Raw genomic sequence first — 20,043 nt, 5'->3', positions numbered from 1 at the left:
CAACCTGAAACGCTTCCCAGATCGGAGCCGGTCGTCATGGTTCCGGCGGACCTCATCGTTGCTGGGGCCGGTTGCTCGCCTGGCTTGCCGACACCGAGCGGGGTGGCGCTGGCTGAGAGTGCTCTCAGAGCTCCGCGCTCGCTTTCCGTGTCATCTCTCCGGACGCCAGTGCAGGCTGCACTTCATGACTGTTCCACCTGGGCCCGCGTTGTCCGTCGCGTCGAAGGTGCCCGAGGTCACAGCGGTCTTCTGGGTGCTGAAATTGCTGACCACGGGGCTGGGTGAGACGGCGTCCGACTGGATGGTCGTGCACCTCGATCCGGTATCGGTCGTGCTGGGCACGGCGGTGGTGTTCGGCGCGTGTCTGACAATCCAGCTGCGGGCGCCGCGGTACTCGGTGTGGCGGTACTGGTTGTTGGTGGGCATGATCGGGGTGTTCGGGACGATGGTCGCCGATGTCGCGCACATCGTCGTCGGGGTGCCGTACATCGTCTCGACGGCGGCGTTCGCCGTGGCACTCGCCGTGGTGCTGGGCGTGTGGTGGCGATTCGAGGGCACGTTGTCGATCCACTCGATCACGAGTCGCCGGCGGGAGGTGTTCTACTGGGCGACGGTGTGCGCGACCTTCGCGCTCGGCACCGCCGTCGGTGACCTCGCCGCGCACGACCTCGGTCTCGGCTACGGCGGGTCCGCCATCCTCTTCGGCGTACTGTTCCTGCTACCGGGTCTGGCATACCGGTTCTTGGGTTGGTCGGCGGTCGCGATGTTCTGGGCGTCGTACATCGTCACGAGACCGCTCGGTGCGTCGATTGCGGACGGGCTCGCGGTGGTGCCTTCGCGAGGCGGTCTGGGTTTCGGAACGGGTCCGGTGACGCTGGTCGCTCTTGCCCTCGCGATTGGACTCGTCGCCGTCTTAGCGCGACGCCACGCCCGCAACCCGATGCCCGCCGGAAAACGTTCAGGCGGCGCCGGTCAGCTGTCGTGCGACGACGCCGCCTGAACGGCAGGCAGGCCGATGCGGATCGTCAGCCCGTCGCCCGGCCGGTTGTCCAGCTCGATGCTGCCACCGGCGTTCCGAACCAGTGCGGCGACGATCGCGAGTCCGAGACCGGTTCCCTGACCGCCGGTCCGCGAGGCATCCTGGCGGGTGAAGCGGTCGAGCGCGAACGGCTCGAACGCCGGATCCATCCCACCGCCGGTGTCGGTCACGAGGAGCCATGCGAATCCTCCTCCAACGGTCAGCTGGACGTCGATCACCCCGCCGTGGCCGACGGCGCGCAGTGCATTGTTGAGCAGGTTGTCCAGGATGCGTCCGAACGCCTCAGCGCCGATCGGGAAGCTGCCGGTGTCCTCTGTCCCGTCGTCGGACGCCAGGAGCTCCGGCCCGTCGTACAGAATCGAGATCGCCGTGTCCTGTGCGCGGAACCGTGCGCGGTCGGTCGCATCGTCGGCTTCACGATCGAGTGCTCCGATCGAGCTTCGAACACCGTCGTGGGCGGCTTCGATGGCCGACAGTTCCAGCAGGGAGGTCACGAGGGCCGCCAGGCGGGCGACGTTTCGTCTGGCACCGTCGACGTCTCGCACCATCTGTTCCACCGATGACGCTTCAGCGACCGCGACCTGCAGTTGGGTGTTCAGCAACGCGATCGGCGTGCGGAGCTCGTGGCTGGCGTCGGAGACGAGTTGCCGTTCCCGGCGGGCGGAGTCGCGCAGCCGCTCGATGAGCTCGTTCAAGGTGCGGGCGAGGTCCGAGATCTCGTCGCGAGCCTCGCCGACCGCGAGGAGTTCCGAGGACGACCCGGCGCTGAGCGCATCCGCACTCCGGCGAAGGCGACGGACTGGGCCGAGGGACAGACTGGTGAGCGCCCAGGCGGTCCCGGCAGCACCGACGGCGATCACCGCGAGGCCCGTGAAGAGCAGCGTTCGCATCTGCGCGAGCACGGTCGTCTCTTCCTGGGCGTCTCGGGCGGCCACCACAACCCAGTCCCCACCTGCGACTGCGACCGTCGTCGACAGGACGATGAAGGACGCATCTCCCACCCGGACGTCGTGCGCCTGCCCGGATCCGCCCACATTCGGCAGTTTGTCGGCAAGTGAGGTCGGCAGCGTGTTGATGGGCGTCGAGCCGTCGGGAGCCAGGACGGCGACGAGTTGTGATGGCCCGGGCGCGTCGAAGGAGTCGTCCGGTTCCGTCTGCAGGGCGACGACGTAGGGGGCGCTGTCGCTTGAGAGGACCGAGCTGGTGCCGTCACGGACGATGCGTTCGATCTGCGCGTTCAGGACGATGCCCGCGGCGACTGCGATGAGGATCGCGATGAGGAGACTGCCCCCGGCGATCCTCATCCGGATGCCGAGACGGTCGATCAGTCTGCGGGCCGTCGACACGGGGCCCGTCACGGACCCTGTGAGGCGACGAGCCGGAAGCCGACGCCGCGGGTGGTCAGGATGCGCACGCCCGCCCCGCTCTGCTCGAGCTTCCGCCGCAAGTAGCTCACGTACTGGTCGACGATGTTCGGATCGATGTGCTCGCTGGTTTCCCAGACCTCGGCGAGGATCTCGGCGCGGGTCACGGTGTCCTCGACGCGAAGCGCGAGCACGCGGAGCACGTCGAACTCCGTGCGGCTCAGCGGGATCTCCCGGTCGCCCAGCCGGGCACGATGGCGTGCGAGATCGACCGTCAGGTCGCCGAGCAGGATGCGGGCGGGTGCGTGCAGCGCGTCGCGGCGGCGGACGGCTCTGATGCGCGCGGACAGCTCGGCCAGGTCGAACGGTTTGACCATGTAATCGTCAGCACCGGCGTCGAGCCCCCGCACCCGATCGTCGACGGCGTGCCGAGCGGTCAGGAGGATGATCGCGATCGTGGGATCCAGCTCTTTCAACCGGCGGCTGAGCTCGAACCCCGACATCCCCGGAAGCATCACGTCGACGACCGCGAGCTCGAACCCCGTGTCCGTCGCGAGTCCGATAGCGTCGATACCGTCGTGTGACTCGACGACCTCGTGGCCGTCGGACGCCAGCCCGCGAGCAAGCAGTTCCGTCATCTCGTGCTCATCGTCGACGACGAGGATCCTCACGACCTGCCCCCTCTCGCCTGTTGCCGGCAATGCCCGCCCGGCCCCCGTTTCCACATCCTAGGACGCAGCGTGTCGCCGGGCGCCGGCTACCGCTGAGACGACCGACGGATCGGACGCCACAAGCTGTCGACGCTGACGCGCGAGCTGCACTGTCATGAAGACGACGAGGGCGATGATGACGATGCCGAACACCGCGCTCGTGGCGGTCGTCCCGAGCCCCAGCCCGCCGTCCGCGACCGGTTGGGAGGCGAGATCGCCGAGTGAAGCACCGAGCGGGCGGGTGAGGACGTAGGCGATCCAGAAACACACCACGGCGTTGGCATGGAAGACGACATACGCGATGGCGACGGCCGCGATGACCGCGGCGAACAGGACCGCGGCGAGCACGTAACCGAGGCCGAGCGCCTCCGACAGGAAGTCTCCCGCCGCAGTACCGAGCGCGAAAGTGAACAGGATCGCCAACCAGTAGAACGCCTCGCGGCGACGGGTGACGATGGAGTGAATCGACAGGGTCCGCTCGCGCCGGAACCACACCGTGAACGTCGCCCCGAGCAGGACGGCGAAGCCGAGCGTCGAAGCCCACAGTGGCACCCCGACGACATCGGTGAGGTTGTCGGTGATGAGCGTGCCGACGACGCTGATCAACACGACGGTGATCCAGTAGACCGTCGGCACGTAGCGGCACGTCCAGAACTGGACGGCGAGTGCGATGAGGAACAGTGCGCCCGTCACGATCGACGTCGCCGTCAGTCCGAAGCCGAGCGTGGCGTTGAAGTAGTCGGCCGCGGTCTCGCCGACGGTAGTGGAGAACACTTTGATCACCCAGAAGGCCAAGGTGATCTGGGGGACCTTGCTGAGCAGCAGGTCACTGACGCGAGTGGATTCGAGTGTTGAGGTCATGCGCCAACGCTCCCGCTCCATCCTGCAGCCGGCCTGACGTTGATGACCCGCGTTCGTGAGGGTGCTCACAGAATGCGGTGCGCCCGCGTCCCGGACGGCTGGTTCAGCGGTCTGTGCGTCCCGCGCGACGACTCCGGATCACGCTGACGATGATCGACAGGATGGAGATGACGACGATGCCGCCGAGGATCAGGTCGATGTACTGCGACACGAAGTCCGCCACGCCGGGGATCTGTCCAAGGAAGAACCCAGCGAGGATCAGCAGGGTCGGCCAGGCGATGCCGCCGACGATGTTGAAGAGCAGGAACCGTGGATAGTGCATGCTGGCCGTGCCGGCGGCGACCGGTGCAACGGTGCGGACCACCGGGACGAACCTCGCGATCGTCACCGTCGCCGGACCGTATCGGTCGAAGAACCCGTTCGTGCGCTCGAGGGTGGCCCGGCTAATGAGTCCCGCGGCCTTCCGCTCGAAGACCCGAGGGCCGAGCCGCCTCCCGATGAGGTACCCGAGCTGATCCCCTGCGACCGCCGACACGGCGACCGCGAGAATGACGACTGCGACGGGCACCTCGATCACGCCGGAGAACGTCAGCACACCCGTAAAGAAGAGCAGGGTGTCGCCCGGAAGCACGAACCCGATCAGCAGTCCCGTCTCGACGAAGATGATCAGACACACGACGGCAAGCGCCCACCCGCCACTGCTCTGGATGATGGACTGAGGGTCGAAGAGACCGGTGTGGATCATTCCCCGAGCCTCGCACGCCAAGCGGCGCTGCGCCCTCGAACGCGGACCGACACCCTGAGAGTTCTGACAGAACCGACGCCAACGCGCGCCCCACCAGACCTGCCGGTGACACACCCGCTTGTCGAAACACGTGCCGGCCGAGCACACTGGAGCACGACGGGCATTCGAACCCGTGATCGTCGCGAAGGAGTGCCCGGTGCAGTGGAGTCTCGAAGTCGTTCCCGTCAGCGTCGCCGACGTCGATCAGGCGAAGGACTTCTACGCCCAGCAGGTCGGATTCCACTTGGACCTCGACGTCCGGATCAGTGACGAGCTCCGCATCGTGCAACTCACTCCGCCCGGCTCACGTAGCAGCATCCAACTCAAGACCGGTGAGACCCGGCTGGAGGGCTTGCAGCTCGTCGTCGACGACATCGATCAGGCACGCGCCGAGTTGGCCGACCGCGGTGTCGACGTGAGTCCAGTGACACACTTCGAAGACGGCGTCCGCCTCGAGGGCCGAGGTGGCGACTGGAACTCATTCGTCTTCTTCGCCGACCCCGGCGGGAACGCCTGGGTGATCCAGGAACGCCCCCAAACCAGCTGACGGCCACCGCGTGTGCATTTCGCCCTACAGTCGGATGGGTCGGTAACCGAGGAGGAACCAATGTCGTACGTCGTCGATTTCGTCACGGTGTCGGAGGTCGGGCTCGAGTCGTCGCCGGTGGCTGCGGGGCTGGCCGGACTGCGGGCCAACGAGGCCCGCTACTTCAAGAACAAGTACGACCACGTCTTCACCGTCAGCCCCGCGAGCCAAGTGCCGGAGATCATCGAACGAGTGCACCGCATCTTGCAGGACGAGCGCAGCCTGACGATCGAATCCAGACCGCTCGAAGCCACCAGGTTCGAGGTGGAGGGCATCGACATGTCCTATGTGTTTTACGAGTCCGGACTCTCCATCAACGTCATGTACACGATCGAGGACGGTGGGAAACGCGCCGTCGGGTTCAAGCTCTCCGACGGTATGGACGTGCCTGCCGAACTCGAGTCGAGGTTCAAGTTCGCCCGCCAGAAGTCGAAACTCGCCGGCACCATCCGCGGCACGTATTTCGTGATCAAGAGCGTGTACTGAGGATCGACCCACGGCGGTTGAACCCTCACCGGTTGTTCGCGCGTCAGTACCGCAGTCATGGCTACGCTGGCGACAATGACCATGATGACGGCCTGCCGCAGGTGCGAACGATGCTAACGGGCAGCGACCAAACGCATTCGGAGCGGAGCCGTACGCGGCCCGGAACCGATCGATTTCGTTGCTCGCCTTCGATTGTCCAGACGTCGATGTGGCAGACGGTGAGGGTGCGGCCGGCGGCACGACATCGGCCACAGCTTCGAGGTACTGCCCTGCAGCAGGTGCGAGCAGGTTGATCTTGTACTCAACGGTCAGCACTTCCGAGCCCTGGTCCATCAGCGTGAGGGCAGCGTAGCCTCCGGCGCTGTCCGCGATCGCGCTCGTCACACCGGCGTGGACGTAGCCGTGCTCTCATTTCTGGTCGACATCGGACCGCATCAACCTGTGGATAACTCACCGGGAATATGCCCGATAATATTTATTATGTCAGTTTGCTTGTTATAAGGCGGCAAGTCTGGACACTCTTTCACTGTCCCGTACCCGCGCTCATGAGCTCAGAGAGGCTCGTGGATCCTTGCGTCGATCTCGTGCGCCTCGGCCTCAGCGGCGAGCTCCTTCACCGCTACTTCCGATTAGACCGCCCGCTTGCGCTCCGGCGCCCCCAGGTGCAGCACCGGTGGCAGGTGCTTCAGCTCCACGGGCCTGGCCGGCACCTTCCCGAGAAACACTCGGCGCAACCGCCGCGGTCGCATCCCTGCCAACATGGCGATGTCTCGGGCTAGCCAGCCTCCCTACTCAGTTGATGCGTAAATCCGCGTATCCATCTCCAAAAAGTCCACACACCCACGAAACCGTCACCCCAATGATGGGTCACCTCCCTCGGGCGCGACTTCCGACGTCGGTAACAGGTCGCGAAGCCATGTGCATTGCCGTCGCTCAGGTCAGTCTCATCGTCGCACCCGTCGACGCCGAACCGGACCGCGTTACCAAACCTCAGCCCCAGGGTGGCGGCCACTCCCCGACCTACCGAGCGCCCCCGTGGCCCATGCGCCCCCGCGACCGCACGGCGGCGGTATGACGTCCCGGAACAGCCCGTGTGGACTCACTTCCTCGAGCCGAGATCACACGACCTGCGACCCAGATCCAGCACCCGAACAGCTTCTGGCCTTGTCCCTCCACGGCGTTCAAGATACATTCGCGGAATGGATCCCATCGACTGCCTCCCCCCGACTGGATCGGATGCAGGCATCTGGCCACTCATCGCCGTGCTGCTGGTCGGTGTCGGTCTCGGGCTGCTCCTGATAATGCGCGGCCGACGCAGAACGACTACTCTCGTGCTCATTCTGGCGCTGGTCGGAGGCGGTGCTGCATTCATCACGCTCGATGCGAGTCCAGCCCAAGCGGACAGCTGTATCCCCACTACGGCACCGACCATGACGCCCACAACCACGCCCCCAACGACCGTTCCGACTCCACCAGCCGTCACGGCAGACTTCGCCGTCGCATTCGACCCCTTCACACTCCCTCCTCGCGGAGGCGGCGAGGACGTCCTCACCGACTACACCGAATCGGTCCCCGTCACCCTCACGAACGTCACGACAGGGACAGCGGCGGCCCCCGTGTCGATTACCGTCACTGGCACTCCCGGCACCTATTGGACAGTAACGGGCGTTCTCAATAGCGACGGCACCGGACCGGCAACCGGCATCACCGTGGCCGCCGCCGGCCCAGGAACAGCCACGCTGACCGTCGACCCGGCCCCCGCTGCCTCTACAGCGATCTCCTTCCAACTCCAACTCACCTACGATGTCACCACCTGGGACTCCAACTTCCAGACTCAACCGGACGACTCGGAAGTCCGCCTCGCCCGACCGGAAAGTACGATCACCCTCCAACTCACCGGGCAATCCCCTGGAGGCGGGCACACAGCGACCGCAAACCTTCCCGGCTACGTGAACGTCGTCCCTGCGCCCTGAGACGTGTCTCCCATAGGCTGCGTGGGGCGGTTCTGATGGGAAGATTCGTGCTGTGCGATGTGCGTTGACTGCCGATCATGAGATTCCAGATCGGGCCCCCTGGTGATTGTTCCCGGCGACGCCGTTTAAATCGGAGACCGGGACACGGAACGACCCGCTTTCGTGTTCGTGACAGCAGCCCAGGGCACGGGATGGATTCCCACGCGTCACCTCGATATCGACGGCGCGGGCGGTACCGCTCGTGCCGGATACAACACCACCGCGCTACCGGCCAGGCTAGGAGAAGACGTCGACATCCTCGTGGATAACTCAAAAGCGGCTTGCCCTGGTGCAGGAACGCTGACGGACGTGAAGGATGGATTCCTCACCGCGTGCTCGCCGTTGCGTGATCAATCGCCATGCACCTGGCCAGGTCAGGACGGCGCAGAGGGTAATCCCAGCACGGTAGGTGATCGCGAGTTTGTCGAACCGTGTGGCGATACCGCGTCATTGCTTGGCGAACCGCTCGACGGCGTTGCGACCCTTGTAGAGCTCGGCATCGAGGCCGGGTGGTACCCCGCCCGTGCTGCCTCGCCGATTGCGGGCGGCAGCTTGGTCGCGTTTGTCGTGGATCACGGCCTGGATCCCGCGATGGCGCAGTCAATGGCGGATTACGCCGGTCGCGTAGGCGCGGTCAGCGAGTAAGGCATCCAGGCGGGTGCGTGGCCGTCCACGACCAAGTCGGGGAACGTGGATCGCTGCCAGCAACGCGCCCAGCACACCACCGGCATTGCGCTGCCCGCTCGCGACGATCGCGAGCGGTCGGCCATGTCCGTCGACGGCCTGATGGATCTTCGTGGTCAGCCTGCCGCGGGAGCGGCCGATGCCATGACCAGGCGGTTCAACCTCGCGCCAGGGCAGATTCCTCTGATTCGATCCCACCCCCTGTGTCTTGCTCGGGGCGAGTCGTGTTCGTCGCATGCTCGGGCGCACGCGCGATCGTCTCGTCGATCGACACCGCCCAGCCGATCTCCCCGGCGGCATCGGCCTTAGCGGGGAACCGTGTCGGCACGCGATTCCAGGTGCCATCGCCAGCATACCGGCGACGTCTCTTCCACACCGTCTGCCATGCGCCGAACCGATCGTGCGGCCGATCACGCCACGGGACACCGGTCCGGAACCGCTAGACGACACCCTCCACGGCCCGCCGATTTTCACCGAAAGGGTGACCACGCAGCCCCGTGGTCGAGGGCAAAAAGCGGCTCGATCCTGGCCCACTGATCGTCTGCGAACACTCGATACCGCGAACCCGCCGACCTCACCCCCTCAGGCTGCTGTGAACCTCACGATCCATCTGGGAGAGATGCCCTCGACACCCGCCCTTCGTGGGCGTAGCAACCAGCTCGAGCAGGACGCTTCCGCCCACATGCCGGCCACCGCGTCTCGAAGACGGCCACGTGTGCGAACGGCCGGCCCACGACATCGCTACGCGCAAACCCGCCCTCAAACAGGCCACTCCCCCACGCATACCGCAAGGCCCACCCGCACCCATCGACGTCGGGCTGCGACGGTCCCCGCGAGTGCGATCGTCGATCCGGACGGCAGCAGATCGGTCAGGAACACGGAAACCTCGGACCCGAAACACTCGACCAGCCGGTCCGGATGCACGCTTCCCGCAACATCCATACCCAGCAGCCGCACCCGTTCCTCCACTCCCCGGTCAGCTGCACGACGAAAGTGTCCCCGTCGACGACCCGAACCACCTCAGCCGGGACGCCATCCGAGTGACGCACACGCGCAGTGGGACCGGCTCATGAACGCAAAACCATGTCGCTTGCCGTGCCCCCACCCATGCGGTTCGGCTAGACGCCGGGTTCAGTTGCCGCCGCCTCCCATTTCTGCCCAATCCACCACCAGCGGCCCCCGCAACAGGGCTGTCCGGACATACCCTCACCGCGACACCCATCACACCGACCACCGAGAGGAACGCCAACGACCGCACGCCACCCGCGCCCAACCGGCGCGCTCTGCACCGCAGCAGCAACAAAAGAACCGCCCCGCCAACCACACCGAAGGGAACCACCCTATGAGCACCAGCACGCCGGCCAACGCGACCCCCCGCTCGTTCGCCTGGATGGAGGCGCTGCGTGACCGCTACCTGGCCGCGTGTACCACCCATCCCGTCGTCGGACCCCTGGACCAGGCGCAACAGCTCGAACGCGACAACGCCGACTACTGGACCCACCGTCTCACGCAGAGGAACCCGAAAGCATGAGCCGCGGCCTGGACACACCTGGCCGGTGAAGGTCCCCGACATCGGCACCCGGCCCGACCTCACCCACGAACCTCCACAGCTCTGAACGGCCCCGTCGGCCGGCCCCCACCATCACAAGAGGAACACCACCATGAACTCCGACCTACCACCTCGCTCCGAGCAGCGACACCCCATCCAGCTCGACACCCCCATCCGCCGCATACAACCGCCGGCAGTCACCCCACAACCCGGTGACGACCCATACCAGGACTACCTGGCCTGGCTCGACACCACCGGAAACCCCTCCTTCATCGACCGCACCCAACCGCTCCCCGAACACACGCAAAGGAACCACTCATGACCCGCCCGAACCTCCCAGACGACCCCACAGACCCGGCCCCCACACCGAACTCTGTGGCGACCGTTCCGGTCTCCGCCAGGCCCCAATCCCGGTGGGCAGCCGTTCTGGCCTGGATGCGCCGACACACCCTCGGCAAGATCCTCGCTGTTGCCGCGGCCGCCGCCGTGCTCATCACAGCGGTGGTCATCACGAACGCCGAAGTCGGAGGAACATACGACAGTGCGCTGACCTCAGCACGAGGCGCGGTGAAAGCGCTCGGGCAGGCTGAGATCCACAACAACGCCCAGAAGATCGCCCTCGACGCGGAAATCACCAGGACACAAGACACCAGTGCCGCCGTCGCGACGATCGTCGCCGGCGCCCCCGCCTACTTCGACACCAGTGCTGCTGCTGACCTCGAGCAAGCCCGACTGGCCCTCGACGCAGCCGTGACCGCGGTGAAAACCCCACCAGCTGAGGGACAACCGGCCGCATCAACCACCCTGGAACCTGCGTCCGTGGACCGGATTCTGCCGAAGGACCCAACCCTGCAGCAGCTCACCGCGTTCCGGAAGACCCTCGCGGCGGCCATCCGGGCCGTTGAGGCGGACACTGACCGGAAGGACACCGCGATCGACACCCTCGTCCAAGCCCGCGAGGACCTCCGTGTCCCGCTGCGGAACCTCGCGAACACGGTCGTGACCGTGAACGCACCAGCCGTCCGCGCGTTCGCCCCGGCCGTCGATATCACCGCGTTCAACGAAACCGTCACAGCCCTGCAGATCACGATCGACGACAACGACCCCCTCATCCCACCCCTCGAGACCTACGAAACGGCCGCGGCCGCCGTCATCACCGCCCACACCACGATCGCCTCAGCTGACGCCCGGTGAAGTCCGGGCGAGAACCGGGCTCAGCGGCAACTCAACCGATCACCATGAACGAGAGCACCAAGGTCCAGACGCTCAACACGGCGAGGATGCCGGCGCTGTAGGCGATGGAAGCACGCAGGATCTCACTCTCCCGACCTGACAAGCCGACCGCACCCGCGGCGATGGCGATCGACTGCGGCGAGATCACCTTGGCCGCGGCACCCCCGGCCGTGTTCGCCGCCACCAGGAGCGTCGCGTCGACACCGATGCGTCCGGCTGTCGTCGCCTGGAGCTGGGCGAACAAGGTGTTGTTGTTGACGACGGAACCGGTGAGAAACACCCCGACCCACCCGATGACAGGCGCCAGCAGAGGGAAGAGCGCCCCCGCCCCGGCGAGAGCGGTGCCGATGCTGGCCGAACCGCCCGAGAGGTTCGCGATCTGCGCGAGGACGAGGATCGCGGCGATGAGGATCAACGCCCGCCAGAGATCCGCAAAGGTGGAGCGGAGATTCGCCCAGACGACCGCCGCGGTCAGCGACCGTGTGGTCAGGGCGGTGACGATCACCGCGAGAAGGATCGCCGTACCGGTGGCACCGAGTGGGGACCAGCTCCACACGGTCTGGACGACCGTCCCTCCCGCGGTCGTGATCCGTCCCGTCACTCCTGGGACAGGCACGTCGACCACCGACCACGCCAACCCACCCCCGGGTGCGAACAGGGCCTTGAACGCCGGTGTGCTCCACACGAACACGAGCACCGTCAGGACGTAGAACGGACTCCACGCCACAAGGACTTCCCGAGGCGTGTGGCGCTCCATCTCGACGACCGCAACGCCGTCCTCACGGAACACACGCCGCGGCGACCAGACGAACCGCAGCGCGGCGAGGGTGAGCATGCCGAGGAGCCCCGGCAGGATCGCCGCGAGTTCCGGGCCCAGGAAGAGCAGGACGGCGGCCTGGCTGCCGCTGAAGACCACGCTGACGGCGAGGGTCGCAGGCCAGGTCTCGCGGAGTCCGCGGAACCCGTCCAGGATCACGACCAGGAGGAACGGGATCAAGAACGTCACCGGCTGCAGGATGAAGGCCAGATCGCGGGAGAGGTCCATGACGTCGACGCCGCCGACCTGAGCACCCACGATGACCGGGATACCGACCGCGCCGTATGCGCCCGCCGCGAAGTTCGCGACGAGGCTGACCATCGCCGCACGGACCGGCCGGAACCCCAGCTGGACGAGCATCGCGGCGCAGATCGCGATGGGGACCCCGAAGCCGGCGACACCCTCGAGGAACGCTCCGAAACAAAGACTGTGAGGAGCACCTGGATGCGCTGATCGGGCGAGATCAACGCGATCGACGAGCGGATGACCGTGAACTTCCCGCTCGCGACCGCCATGCGGTACAACCACACCGACATGACGATGATGTACGCGATCGGCCAGACGGCATTCAGCACGCCGAGGAGTCCGGCACCCGCGGCCGAGGGTGCAGGCATGCCGAACACACCGATGGCGACGACGAGCTCGGCGGCGAGCGCGACGGCTGCCGCCTGGAGCCCCGTCAGCTTGAAGACGACGAGGCAGAGCAGGAAGATCACGATGGGGACGGCGGCGACGAGGGCGGACAGCCAGGGCGCACCGAGCGGGTCGAGGCCTTGGAGCCAGGTGTCCTGAGGTGACATGGTCGTCACCGTTCCAGTCCGGCGATCACGGACGACAACGCGTCCGCAGACCGTCCGAGCAGCGTGAGCTCCGATTCGGAGAAGGCGGTGTTCCTCACGGGTTCGGCTCCCGTGGCGCCCACGATCGACGGCACCGACAGGGCGACACCGTCGATCCCGTGGAAGTCGGTCAAGACGGTGCTCACCGGCAGGACCGCTCGTTCGTCCTGTAGGACGGCCTCGACGATCCGCGCACTGGACAGACCGATCGCGTAGTTGGTGGCACCCTTGCCCTTGATCACCCGGTACGCGGCGTCCCGCACGTCGATGGCGATCCGGTCCAGTTCCTCCACCGTCATCCTCGGGCACGTGTCGGTCTGCCATTCGAGGATCGGCACCGGCCCGATCATCGCCTCCGACCAGAGCGGGAACTCGGTGTCGCCGTGTTCTCCGATGATGTTGGCGTGCACGCTGCTCGTGGACACGCCTGCGCGCTGCGCGAGCTTCCACCTCAGGCGGGACGTGTCGAGCACGGTGCCCGAGGAGAAGATCCGATGGTGCGGGAGGCCGGACGCCTCGGCGGCGATGACGGTGAGCACATCGCACGGATTGGTGACGAGCATGAACACCGCGTCGGGCGCGACCTCGAGCAGGCCGGGCATCATGCCCTCGACGATCCCCGCGTTCACGTCGGCGAGTTCGGTGCGCGACTGCCCGGGACGCTGCTTGGCCCCGGCGGTGATGACCACGACATGCGAACCCTCCGCCACGGCGAGGTCCGAGCCGCCGGTGATCTCGCTCGCGCCGACGAACTGGGTGCCGTGGGCCAGGTCCAGCACCTCGGCTTCGACCTTGTCCGTCGCGATGTCGTAGAGGGCGACGTGCCTGGCGGAGCCTCGGATCAGGGCCGCGTAGGCGACACTTGCGCCGACGCTTCCGGCGCCGACGACGGTCAGTTTGCTGTTCTCTCGGGCGGCCATGTTCATTCCTGTCGTTGCGCTGGTGGAGGGACGGACATCAGGGCAGGACCATGACGGGGACGTTCGCGTTGATGAGCACCTCGTGCAGGGTGCCCCCGACTCCGGGCGCGGCGTTGCGACGGGAACGACCCATGACGAGGAGCGCACGATCCCGTGCGAGGTTGAGCATCGCCTCAGCGGGCCGCCGGTTGGCCAGATGACGGCTGATCTCGAGTCCGGGCGCCACCGCTCGAGCCGCCTCAAACGCCTCGCGTAAGACGAGCTCACCGAGGTGTCGTTGCTCCAATGTGGCCTCCACAGCCACGGAATGCACGAGGCCGACCGCGCACTGCCGGGCCATGGCCTCCTCCGCACCGATACACGCCAGCCGCGAGGACTCCGGTCCCCCGTCGATCGCCACAAGCACGCCGGCGCGAAATCGGAGATCCGCGGCGGGAACAACCACGAGCGGGCCGGACACGAGGGCGGCGAGCTGAACGCTACGGACGCCGAAGAACTGACCGTGCGCATAAACCGCCTTGTCGGCCCCGACCACAACGATGTCGTTGGGTCTGGCGGCAGCCGCCAAGGATGAAGCCACCGGACCAGTGACGAGCCGGTTCGCGACGACGAGTCCGGGGTACCTCTCCGCGAGGAGCGCGAACGCCAGCGACAACAGCTGTGCCTGAGCACGGTCGCGGTCATCCGCGCGCGCGCCTCCCAAAGCGCCAGCTTCGTCGTCGACGACCCCCACCAGATGCACTTCGCGGTGGTTGCGGGCAGCCCAGGTAACAGCCCAGTCGAGTGCCATCACACTTGCCGAGGACCCGTCGAACCCGACGATGCACCGGTCGCGCCTGACGATCGGGGAGCTGCTGACGTTCATCCGTGTTTGCTGCGACATCATCGTCCTCTCCTCCGCTGTGGTCCTTCCCTGCGGCGACTGTGCTGGAAGGTTCCACTGTTCACTGCACCACCATCCCTCGCCCGGGGACCGGACGCGTCTGAAAAGACCGTGGACATCGCGCACAAACTCCGTGGCATTGCTGGCGGCACTGGGTACACCGTCATTACCAGATCTGCTCGTGTCGGCTGGCCAGACGTCTACCGGGTCGTGACTCCCGCCCCGTCCTGGACGATGTCGGCCCTGCGCAGGTCAACCACGATGATCCAGCAGACGCTCGCCGCGACGTCCGTCATTGACCACGTCAACGGTTTGCACGAAGAACGAACACCGCCCGACCCCCTGCATCGACGACGACACCGCAGCCCGGTCGTTCTGACATGTCTCCGGCGCCTCAAACCTCGATTGGCGTCTCTTCGAGGTGTCAGAAATCCCAGTCTTCGTCTTCGGTGTGTTCCCCGCGCCCCACCACATACGATGAACCGGATCCTGAGAAGAAGTCGTGATTCTCATCGGCACCCGGGGAGAGCGCCGCGAGAATTTCCGGACTCACTCGGCAATCTGCTGCAGGGAATCGTGCCGGATAGCCGAGGTTCATCATCGCCTTGTTGGCGTTGTATCGGACGAACGCGGCGACGTCGTCCATCACCCCGAACGGTTCGTAGAGTTCCGCCGAATAGATCAGTTCCAGCTCATAGAGCTCATCCAGCAGCTCAGCGGTGAACGTACGCATAGCCGTGCGCTCAGCTGGTGTTCGTGTTTCGAGGCCGCGCTGATACTTGTAGCCGGCGTAGTAGCCGTGCACGGCTTTGTCGCGGAGAATCAATCGGATCAGATCTGCGGTGTTCGTCATGAGTGCCCGGGAGGAGAAGTACAGCGGCAGATAGAATCCGGCGTAGAGCAGCAGGGACGACAGCAGCGTTGAGGAGACCTTCCGCTTCAGCGCGTCATCCCCGTTGTAGTGCGCCAGGACCGTCTTGCACCGCCGTTGCAGCACGTCATTGCCGATTGCCCACTGGTACGACGCCTCGATCTCCGATGTGCTGGCAAGCGTCGAGAACACCGACGAGTAGCTCCGGGCATGCACTGACTGCATGAACGCGATGTTGGTGTACACCGCTTCCTCGTGCTCCGTGCGCGCATCTTGGATCTGGCAGATCTCGCCGACGGTCGCCTGCACAGTATCCAGCATCGTCAGACCCGTGAAGACCCGCATGGTCAGCGCCCGCTCCGCGAGATTCAGCCGCTGCCAGTCAGCGACATCGTTGGAGAGCGGCACTTTCTCTGGCAGCCAGAAGTTTGCAGTGAGCCGATTCCAGACTTCGAGATCCTTGTCGTCGGTGATGTCGTTCCAATTGATCGGGCGCAGCGGGGCACGTGGGTCGGTCCGATACCGAGGCGGCGAAACCGCGCGCATACGGTGAGTGACGTGCGGGGTGTGGTCGATCATGGTGACTCCAGTTCCGGGGGTACGAGATGAAGGTCGTCCAACAGATGGTTGATTAGCGACTCCAGAACCGGTCGAGTCCGTTCGAGACCGCTTCGACATCATCCGGTGTGCCGAGCAGCTCGAACCGGTACAGCTGCGGCACTTGGCACTTCGCGGAGATGACTTCCCCGGCGCGGCAGAAGGCATCACCGAAATTCGTGTTACCGGCAGCGATCACACCGCGCAGCAACGAACGATTGTTCGGATCGTTGAGGAAGCGCACCACCTGGCGAGGCACCGCTCCAGGACCTCCCCCGCCATAAGTGGGGACGACCAGGACGTACGGTCTCGTAACCGTCAGGTCACCCTCGGCCCGAGGCCGCAACGGGATACGTTCCGCCGGACGTTCCAGCCGATCAACGAAGCGCCGAGTGTTCTCGGAGACGCTCGAGAAATACACCAGCCCGCTCACTTGCCGCCACCCATCAACATCAACCCTCAACCACTACATATAGACACATGCTCAGACCCAAGCACTACATCTAGGTCTACCACGAGATCGGGGTTTCGTCTCGAAACACGCACAGCGGGGAGTTAGATCGCCCTAACATTGCCCGCGGCATGCCACCGCGCCTTGAGCAGTAGCTAGCCATGCGCGTTCAGCTTCCGGTCTCCGACCTCGGCGACGGCATTAGGGGAGGCTCGCGTGCATCAGCTACGCGGGCGCCGGGAGGTCCTCACGATCACTCAGCGGACGCACACAGCAAGTAAGTAGTCCCGTCCGTACATACCTCCACGGCGGCATGGAATACCCGCTCGAGCACGTCGGCAGTCATGAATGTGGCAGGCGGCCCGGCGTGCATCACGGCGCCGTCGAGCATCGCGACGATGTGGTCGGCGTAGGCGGAAGCGAAGTTGATGCCATGCAGCACGATGACGATCGTTCGTCGAGTTCATCCGCTGCTCGCTGGAGCGCTGCATCATCGACGCTGCGTGCAGCATGTCGAGGTTGTTCAATGGCTCGTCCAACAGCACATAGTTCGTGTCGTGTGCGAGCGCCATCGCAACGTAGGCTCGCTTTCGCTGCCCACCGGAGAGTTCGTCCAGGTACCGGTTCTGGAGCGGCACGAGGGTGAGGAATTCCATCGCTGCGCGGATCGCCGCCCCGTCGGCGGAGGTCAACTGTCCGCGTGATTTTGGGAATCTGCGTCGGTCGTCATTCACAGATGGTGGGCTGGGTCCATCCGCTGGTGGAGAACGCGGATGACGTCCACGCCGCCGATCTCGTCGTTCACACGGTAGAACACGACATGGCTGACGACACTGTAGCTCGAATACCCTGAGCGGACCTCGTCGCGCGCACGGCCACGTCGGGGGTCGTCTGCGATGCGCTCGATTACGGCTCGGAGCTCACCGATGTAGGTCTCGGCCTGCTGGGCGTCCCAGCGCTCGGCGGTGTAGTCCCAGATCAAGGAGAGGTCGAGCTGTGCGGCCGGAGTGAGCCTGTAGCCGGTCATGCCTTCTTTGCTGCGACGAAGGTATCGAAGTCGAAGGGCTGAGCTCCTCCACTGGCTTCGCCGTCCGACAGTGCAGAGCGCAGAGCAGCCAGGTGGGTCTCCTGGTCCTCGAGCAGACGCAGACCGGCACGGACAACGTCACTCGCCGAGCGATACCGACCGGAGGACACCTCCCGGGAGAGCAGGCTCGTGAAATGGTCATCCAGGCTGATCGAAGTGTTCTGGGCCATGCAGCAATAGTACCAAGAATTGGTATCCATGGGAATGCTGTTCGCTGGTCGCTCCACTCGACCGGAAGACCGCCCTCAGCGCCCGAGCTACACCACCATTCTCGCGAGAACGATATTGCGGTCACCGACGGGCATGACGGGCCGGCCCACCGGCCGGTGCACGCGACGAGCGATGCAATCGGTCGGTTCAAATGCGGCCACGAGCGTGAATTGCCCATAAATGGTGTCGCGACGAGTACGCACGCCCTCGAGCATGAGCTCCACCACTCCCAACGCCGTCCCGCCTGCGACGGGGCATCCCGCGCCGAGCAGGTGGTCTACAGCTATGACGCTGACGCCGGATACGCACTCGATGGTGCGCACTGCGCTGTCGCGGATCGAGGTGCGGGCCCTCCTAGGAATAACACTGACCGCCGGGATGCCTTCACGACGGTCAGCTCCACCCACCCTACTCGCCAGACGCTGACCGCTCATCCCGCCGACTGATGTGGGCCACGTGTTCGCCGCCGGGACCGCGGTCGAAGGACGATCCGCCTGCTTGATGAACGAGGCGCCGCGTCTGCAAGTAGACGGAGCTGCGCTACTGGGCGCCGAGCAGGTGCACAATGACCACAGCGAGCGGTCCGCCGAGGACGAAGTTGTTCACACCGTGCATGAGCAGCACGACCCAGATGTTCCGAATCCAGAGATAGATCAGGTTCATGAGCAGACCGGCGCCCGCGAAACTGAGCGTGAGGAGCCAGTCTCCACCGAAGTTGTTGACGTGGATGGCACCGAACACGAGCGCGTTCCCGGCCACAAGGGACACCGCGAGGAAGCATCTGTGCCACACCGGGAACTTGAGCAGGAGCGTGTGCCGGAACGTGAAGTCTTCGATGAGAGCCGTAACCACTGGCGAACATGATCCGAAAAGCAAGACGAGGAACGAGACTGTCTCAGCTGGTTCCGGCTGAGCCGGCGTGATGTCGCTAGCACTGTGCCCCAGAGACCGCAGGAGCGTGCCGAGGATGGTCGTGACGACCTGCAGGGCCATGAAGCCGAGAATGACCAGGCCAGTCGCGCGCCATTTCACTCGCGCGAACGCACGCCAGTGGCGCGCGAGGAGCTCACGATTCGCAATGACGAGCACCGAGAACAACACGATCCGCAGCGTGGTGTCTGAGATGACCTGTACGGCCAGGTCATTGGTGAGGGCGGACGTCGACCAGGCCAGAAGGAAGACAGTCGGGATGGCCGCGAGTGCGATCCAGTCTCGCCCGTGCCAGGTGAACGTCCGCGGATACTCCTCCGCTCGGATAGCTCGCAGAAACGTTGACTTCGTTGCGCCGTCGTCGTATCTCATCATGGTCCTTCCTTCAGCTGGTCTGTCAGCGGAACACGTGCACGCCGAACGACGAGCTCGTTCGGATCATCAACCGGCAGTATGACCAGATCACATCTGACAGCAGCACAGCGATAGTCCGGCCCAAACCCGTGGCGATGCAGAGCAATTCGGCACAGGTTTGAGTGGTCGATCGACACATCTCTCGGTCACCCGACGACGCATCACGCACGCGCGGCCACGGAGGCGAACGCCAGGCCACGGCGCGGCTCCTTGCAACCCGCCGGCGGGCGGAGTCCTCTGCGCCAAGGACGACGCGGTGTCCCACACCCGCATCCCGAATTCCTCCCCAGCGACATGGTCGGTCCACTCAATATTTCTCCCCTGGCCCAGAGGAAGAAGTTCACGCGCGACGGTCGTGACATCGAAGATCACGTTCCCGCGGACCTCGTCGCCTCCACCGCCTTGCGCGCAACAGGGACGCATGACCACTTAGAACGGGCAAAACAACCACTCTGAGTGCAACCAACAACACTCAGGACCCGTTCGGCGGGCCAAGACTTAGTAGAGCCGTCGGGGAAATGGTGGTGGGCGTTCTGTGCATTGATCAGTTCCCGGACGAGTGTGTCCGTGGGCGCCGGGAACTTCGACCAGGCGCATGTCTGATTGAGGTCTGGAAGAACATGAAGTCCAAGCAACACAACCGTTTGTTCCGAACGCTCCCGGCGGCCTTCGCTGCCGCGATTCTCGGAGCCATCGTTCTGGCCCCGACCGCGGCG

18 protein-coding genes and 4 pseudogenes are annotated in these 20,043 nt (G+C 65.3%); 6 read left to right on the top strand and 16 right to left on the bottom strand.

Annotated features, from left to right (window positions below; all coding sequences use genetic code 11):
- Positions 1 to 184 precede the first annotated feature (184 nt).
- Positions 185 to 1,000 (top strand): COG4705 family protein, encoded by an 816-nt coding sequence (locus IFU11_RS05535; protein WP_192018400.1) that lies wholly within the window; start codon positions 185 to 187, stop codon positions 998 to 1,000.
- Here IFU11_RS05535 and IFU11_RS05530 read toward each other — a convergent pair.
- From IFU11_RS05530 to IFU11_RS05515, 4 genes are all read right to left on the bottom strand, one after another.
- A complete protein-coding gene (locus IFU11_RS05530) occupies positions 973 to 2,397 on the bottom strand; it encodes a sensor histidine kinase (RefSeq protein WP_192018399.1) in 1,425 nt (474 codons plus the stop codon). The two genes, IFU11_RS05535 and IFU11_RS05530, sit on opposite strands and share 28 nt — an antisense overlap.
- Entirely contained in the window at positions 2,394 to 3,074 is a 681-nt protein-coding gene (locus tag IFU11_RS05525) for a response regulator transcription factor (RefSeq protein WP_192018398.1), read from the bottom strand. Before IFU11_RS05525 ends, IFU11_RS05530 begins: the two co-directional genes overlap by 4 nt.
- A gap of 57 nt (positions 3,075 to 3,131) precedes the next feature.
- Positions 3,132 to 3,974 carry a COG4705 family protein gene (locus IFU11_RS20165; RefSeq protein ID WP_192018615.1) on the bottom strand — a complete coding sequence of 281 codons (843 nt, stop codon included), beginning with the start codon at positions 3,972 to 3,974 and terminating at the stop codon, positions 3,132 to 3,134.
- A gap of 103 nt (positions 3,975 to 4,077) precedes the next feature.
- Positions 4,078 to 4,719: a DedA family protein gene (locus tag IFU11_RS05515; protein WP_244631682.1), complete on the bottom strand. Its 642-nt coding sequence runs from the start codon at positions 4,717 to 4,719 to the stop codon at positions 4,078 to 4,080.
- Between the two features lie 196 nt (positions 4,720 to 4,915).
- Between IFU11_RS05515 and IFU11_RS05510 the strand changes: the two genes are divergently transcribed.
- Together IFU11_RS05510 and IFU11_RS05505 are read left to right on the top strand one after the other, a co-directional pair.
- Entirely contained in the window at positions 4,916 to 5,305 is a 390-nt protein-coding gene (locus tag IFU11_RS05510) for a VOC family protein (protein ID WP_192018397.1), read from the top strand.
- A 60-nt stretch (positions 5,306 to 5,365) separates the two neighbouring features.
- Positions 5,366 to 5,830 (top strand): phage tail protein, encoded by a 465-nt coding sequence (locus IFU11_RS05505; RefSeq protein WP_192018396.1) that lies wholly within the window; start codon positions 5,366 to 5,368, stop codon positions 5,828 to 5,830.
- Positions 5,831 to 6,130: 300 nt separating this feature from the next.
- Here IFU11_RS05505 and IFU11_RS20710 read toward each other — a convergent pair.
- Positions 6,131 to 6,214 (bottom strand): annotated as a pseudogene (locus IFU11_RS20710) (hypothetical protein); the annotation flags it as partial.
- Positions 6,215 to 7,029: 815 nt separating this feature from the next.
- On the opposite strand from IFU11_RS20710, the gene IFU11_RS05495 reads away from it, so the two are divergent.
- Positions 7,030 to 7,803 carry a hypothetical protein gene (locus IFU11_RS05495; protein WP_192018395.1) on the top strand — a complete coding sequence of 258 codons (774 nt, stop codon included), beginning with the start codon at positions 7,030 to 7,032 and terminating at the stop codon, positions 7,801 to 7,803.
- Between the two features lie 408 nt (positions 7,804 to 8,211).
- Here IFU11_RS05495 and IFU11_RS05485 read toward each other — a convergent pair.
- Positions 8,212 to 9,104, bottom strand: a pseudogene (locus IFU11_RS05485) (IS5 family transposase); the annotation flags it as partial.
- A gap of 764 nt (positions 9,105 to 9,868) precedes the next feature.
- On the opposite strand from IFU11_RS05485, the gene IFU11_RS05480 reads away from it, so the two are divergent.
- Together IFU11_RS05480 and IFU11_RS05475 are read left to right on the top strand one after the other, a co-directional pair.
- Positions 9,869 to 10,057 carry a hypothetical protein gene (locus IFU11_RS05480; protein WP_137243543.1) on the top strand — a complete coding sequence of 63 codons (189 nt, stop codon included), beginning with the start codon at positions 9,869 to 9,871 and terminating at the stop codon, positions 10,055 to 10,057.
- Positions 10,058 to 10,393: 336 nt separating this feature from the next.
- Entirely contained in the window at positions 10,394 to 11,269 is an 876-nt protein-coding gene (locus tag IFU11_RS05475) for a hypothetical protein (protein WP_192018394.1), read from the top strand.
- A gap of 31 nt (positions 11,270 to 11,300) precedes the next feature.
- Here the strand turns inward: IFU11_RS05475 and IFU11_RS05470 are convergent.
- The 10 genes and pseudogenes from IFU11_RS05470 to IFU11_RS05425 form a co-directional block, all read right to left on the bottom strand.
- Positions 11,301 to 12,925: pseudogene (locus tag IFU11_RS05470) on the bottom strand (L-lactate permease).
- A 5-nt stretch (positions 12,926 to 12,930) separates the two neighbouring features.
- Positions 12,931 to 13,884, bottom strand: a complete 954-nt coding sequence (locus IFU11_RS05465; RefSeq protein ID WP_192018393.1) for an L-lactate dehydrogenase — start codon at positions 13,882 to 13,884, stop codon at positions 12,931 to 12,933.
- Positions 13,885 to 13,921: 37 nt separating this feature from the next.
- Entirely contained in the window at positions 13,922 to 14,770 is an 849-nt protein-coding gene (locus IFU11_RS05460) for a universal stress protein (RefSeq protein ID WP_192018392.1), read from the bottom strand.
- Between the two features lie 421 nt (positions 14,771 to 15,191).
- A complete protein-coding gene (gene nrdF, locus IFU11_RS05455; protein WP_244631690.1) occupies positions 15,192 to 16,184 on the bottom strand; it encodes a class 1b ribonucleoside-diphosphate reductase subunit beta in 993 nt (330 codons plus the stop codon).
- 85 nt (positions 16,185 to 16,269) lie between these two features.
- On the bottom strand, positions 16,270 to 16,668 hold the full coding sequence (gene nrdI, locus IFU11_RS05450; RefSeq protein WP_192018390.1) for a class Ib ribonucleoside-diphosphate reductase assembly flavoprotein NrdI: 399 nt from the start codon (positions 16,666 to 16,668) through the stop codon (positions 16,270 to 16,272).
- A 271-nt stretch (positions 16,669 to 16,939) separates the two neighbouring features.
- Positions 16,940 to 17,402, bottom strand: a pseudogene (locus tag IFU11_RS05445) (ATP-binding cassette domain-containing protein); the annotation flags it as partial.
- Positions 17,403 to 17,416: 14 nt separating this feature from the next.
- On the bottom strand, positions 17,417 to 17,713 hold the full coding sequence (locus IFU11_RS05440; protein ID WP_192018389.1) for a type II toxin-antitoxin system RelE/ParE family toxin: 297 nt from the start codon (positions 17,711 to 17,713) through the stop codon (positions 17,417 to 17,419).
- Positions 17,710 to 17,973 carry a type II toxin-antitoxin system ParD family antitoxin gene (locus IFU11_RS05435; protein ID WP_244631681.1) on the bottom strand — a complete coding sequence of 88 codons (264 nt, stop codon included), beginning with the start codon at positions 17,971 to 17,973 and terminating at the stop codon, positions 17,710 to 17,712. Before IFU11_RS05435 ends, IFU11_RS05440 begins: the two co-directional genes overlap by 4 nt.
- Before the next feature lie 57 nt (positions 17,974 to 18,030).
- On the bottom strand, positions 18,031 to 18,417 hold the full coding sequence (locus tag IFU11_RS05430; protein ID WP_207185351.1) for a hypothetical protein: 387 nt from the start codon (positions 18,415 to 18,417) through the stop codon (positions 18,031 to 18,033).
- A 106-nt stretch (positions 18,418 to 18,523) separates the two neighbouring features.
- Positions 18,524 to 19,285 (bottom strand): CPBP family intramembrane glutamic endopeptidase, encoded by a 762-nt coding sequence (locus IFU11_RS05425; protein ID WP_192018387.1) that lies wholly within the window; start codon positions 19,283 to 19,285, stop codon positions 18,524 to 18,526.
- Positions 19,286 to 20,043 lie beyond the last annotated feature (758 nt).

This window comes from Plantibacter sp. CFBP 8804 (genome assembly GCF_014841225.1).
Taxonomy (GTDB): Bacteria; Actinomycetota; Actinomycetes; order Actinomycetales; family Microbacteriaceae; genus Plantibacter; species Plantibacter auratus.
Note: the sequence above shows the minus strand (reverse complement) of the source record. Positions and strands in the feature narration are given on the sequence as shown.

What these genes read in the sequence shown, in the direction of transcription:
- IFU11_RS05535 (WP_192018400.1), top strand. Translation starts at nt 185, where the DNA reads ATGACTGTTCCACCTGGGCCCGCGTTGTCCGTCGCGTCGAAGGTGCCC.
- IFU11_RS20165 (WP_192018615.1), bottom strand. Translation starts at nt 3,974, where the DNA reads ATGACCTCAACACTCGAATCCACTCGCGTCAGTGACCTGCTGCTCAGC.
- IFU11_RS05515 (WP_244631682.1), bottom strand. Translation starts at nt 4,719, where the DNA reads ATGATCCACACCGGTCTCTTCGACCCTCAGTCCATCATCCAGAGCAGT.
- IFU11_RS05505 (WP_192018396.1), top strand. Translation starts at nt 5,366, where the DNA reads ATGTCGTACGTCGTCGATTTCGTCACGGTGTCGGAGGTCGGGCTCGAG.
- IFU11_RS05495 (WP_192018395.1), top strand. Translation starts at nt 7,030, where the DNA reads ATGGATCCCATCGACTGCCTCCCCCCGACTGGATCGGATGCAGGCATC.
- IFU11_RS05480 (WP_137243543.1), top strand. Translation starts at nt 9,869, where the DNA reads ATGAGCACCAGCACGCCGGCCAACGCGACCCCCCGCTCGTTCGCCTGG.
- IFU11_RS05475 (WP_192018394.1), top strand. Translation starts at nt 10,394, where the DNA reads ATGACCCGCCCGAACCTCCCAGACGACCCCACAGACCCGGCCCCCACA.
- IFU11_RS05465 (WP_192018393.1), bottom strand. Translation starts at nt 13,884, where the DNA reads ATGGCCGCCCGAGAGAACAGCAAACTGACCGTCGTCGGCGCCGGAAGC.
- IFU11_RS05460 (WP_192018392.1), bottom strand. Translation starts at nt 14,770, where the DNA reads ATGATGTCGCAGCAAACACGGATGAACGTCAGCAGCTCCCCGATCGTC.
- nrdF (WP_244631690.1), bottom strand. Translation starts at nt 16,184, where the DNA reads ATGCGCGCGGTTTCGCCGCCTCGGTATCGGACCGACCCACGTGCCCCG.
- IFU11_RS05440 (WP_192018389.1), bottom strand. Translation starts at nt 17,713, where the DNA reads ATGACCGGCTACAGGCTCACTCCGGCCGCACAGCTCGACCTCTCCTTG.
- IFU11_RS05435 (WP_244631681.1), bottom strand. Translation starts at nt 17,973, where the DNA reads ATGGATACCAATTCTTGGTACTATTGCTGCATGGCCCAGAACACTTCG.
- IFU11_RS05430 (WP_207185351.1), bottom strand. Translation starts at nt 18,417, where the DNA reads ATGAGCGGTCAGCGTCTGGCGAGTAGGGTGGGTGGAGCTGACCGTCGT.
- IFU11_RS05425 (WP_192018387.1), bottom strand. Translation starts at nt 19,285, where the DNA reads ATGAGATACGACGACGGCGCAACGAAGTCAACGTTTCTGCGAGCTATC.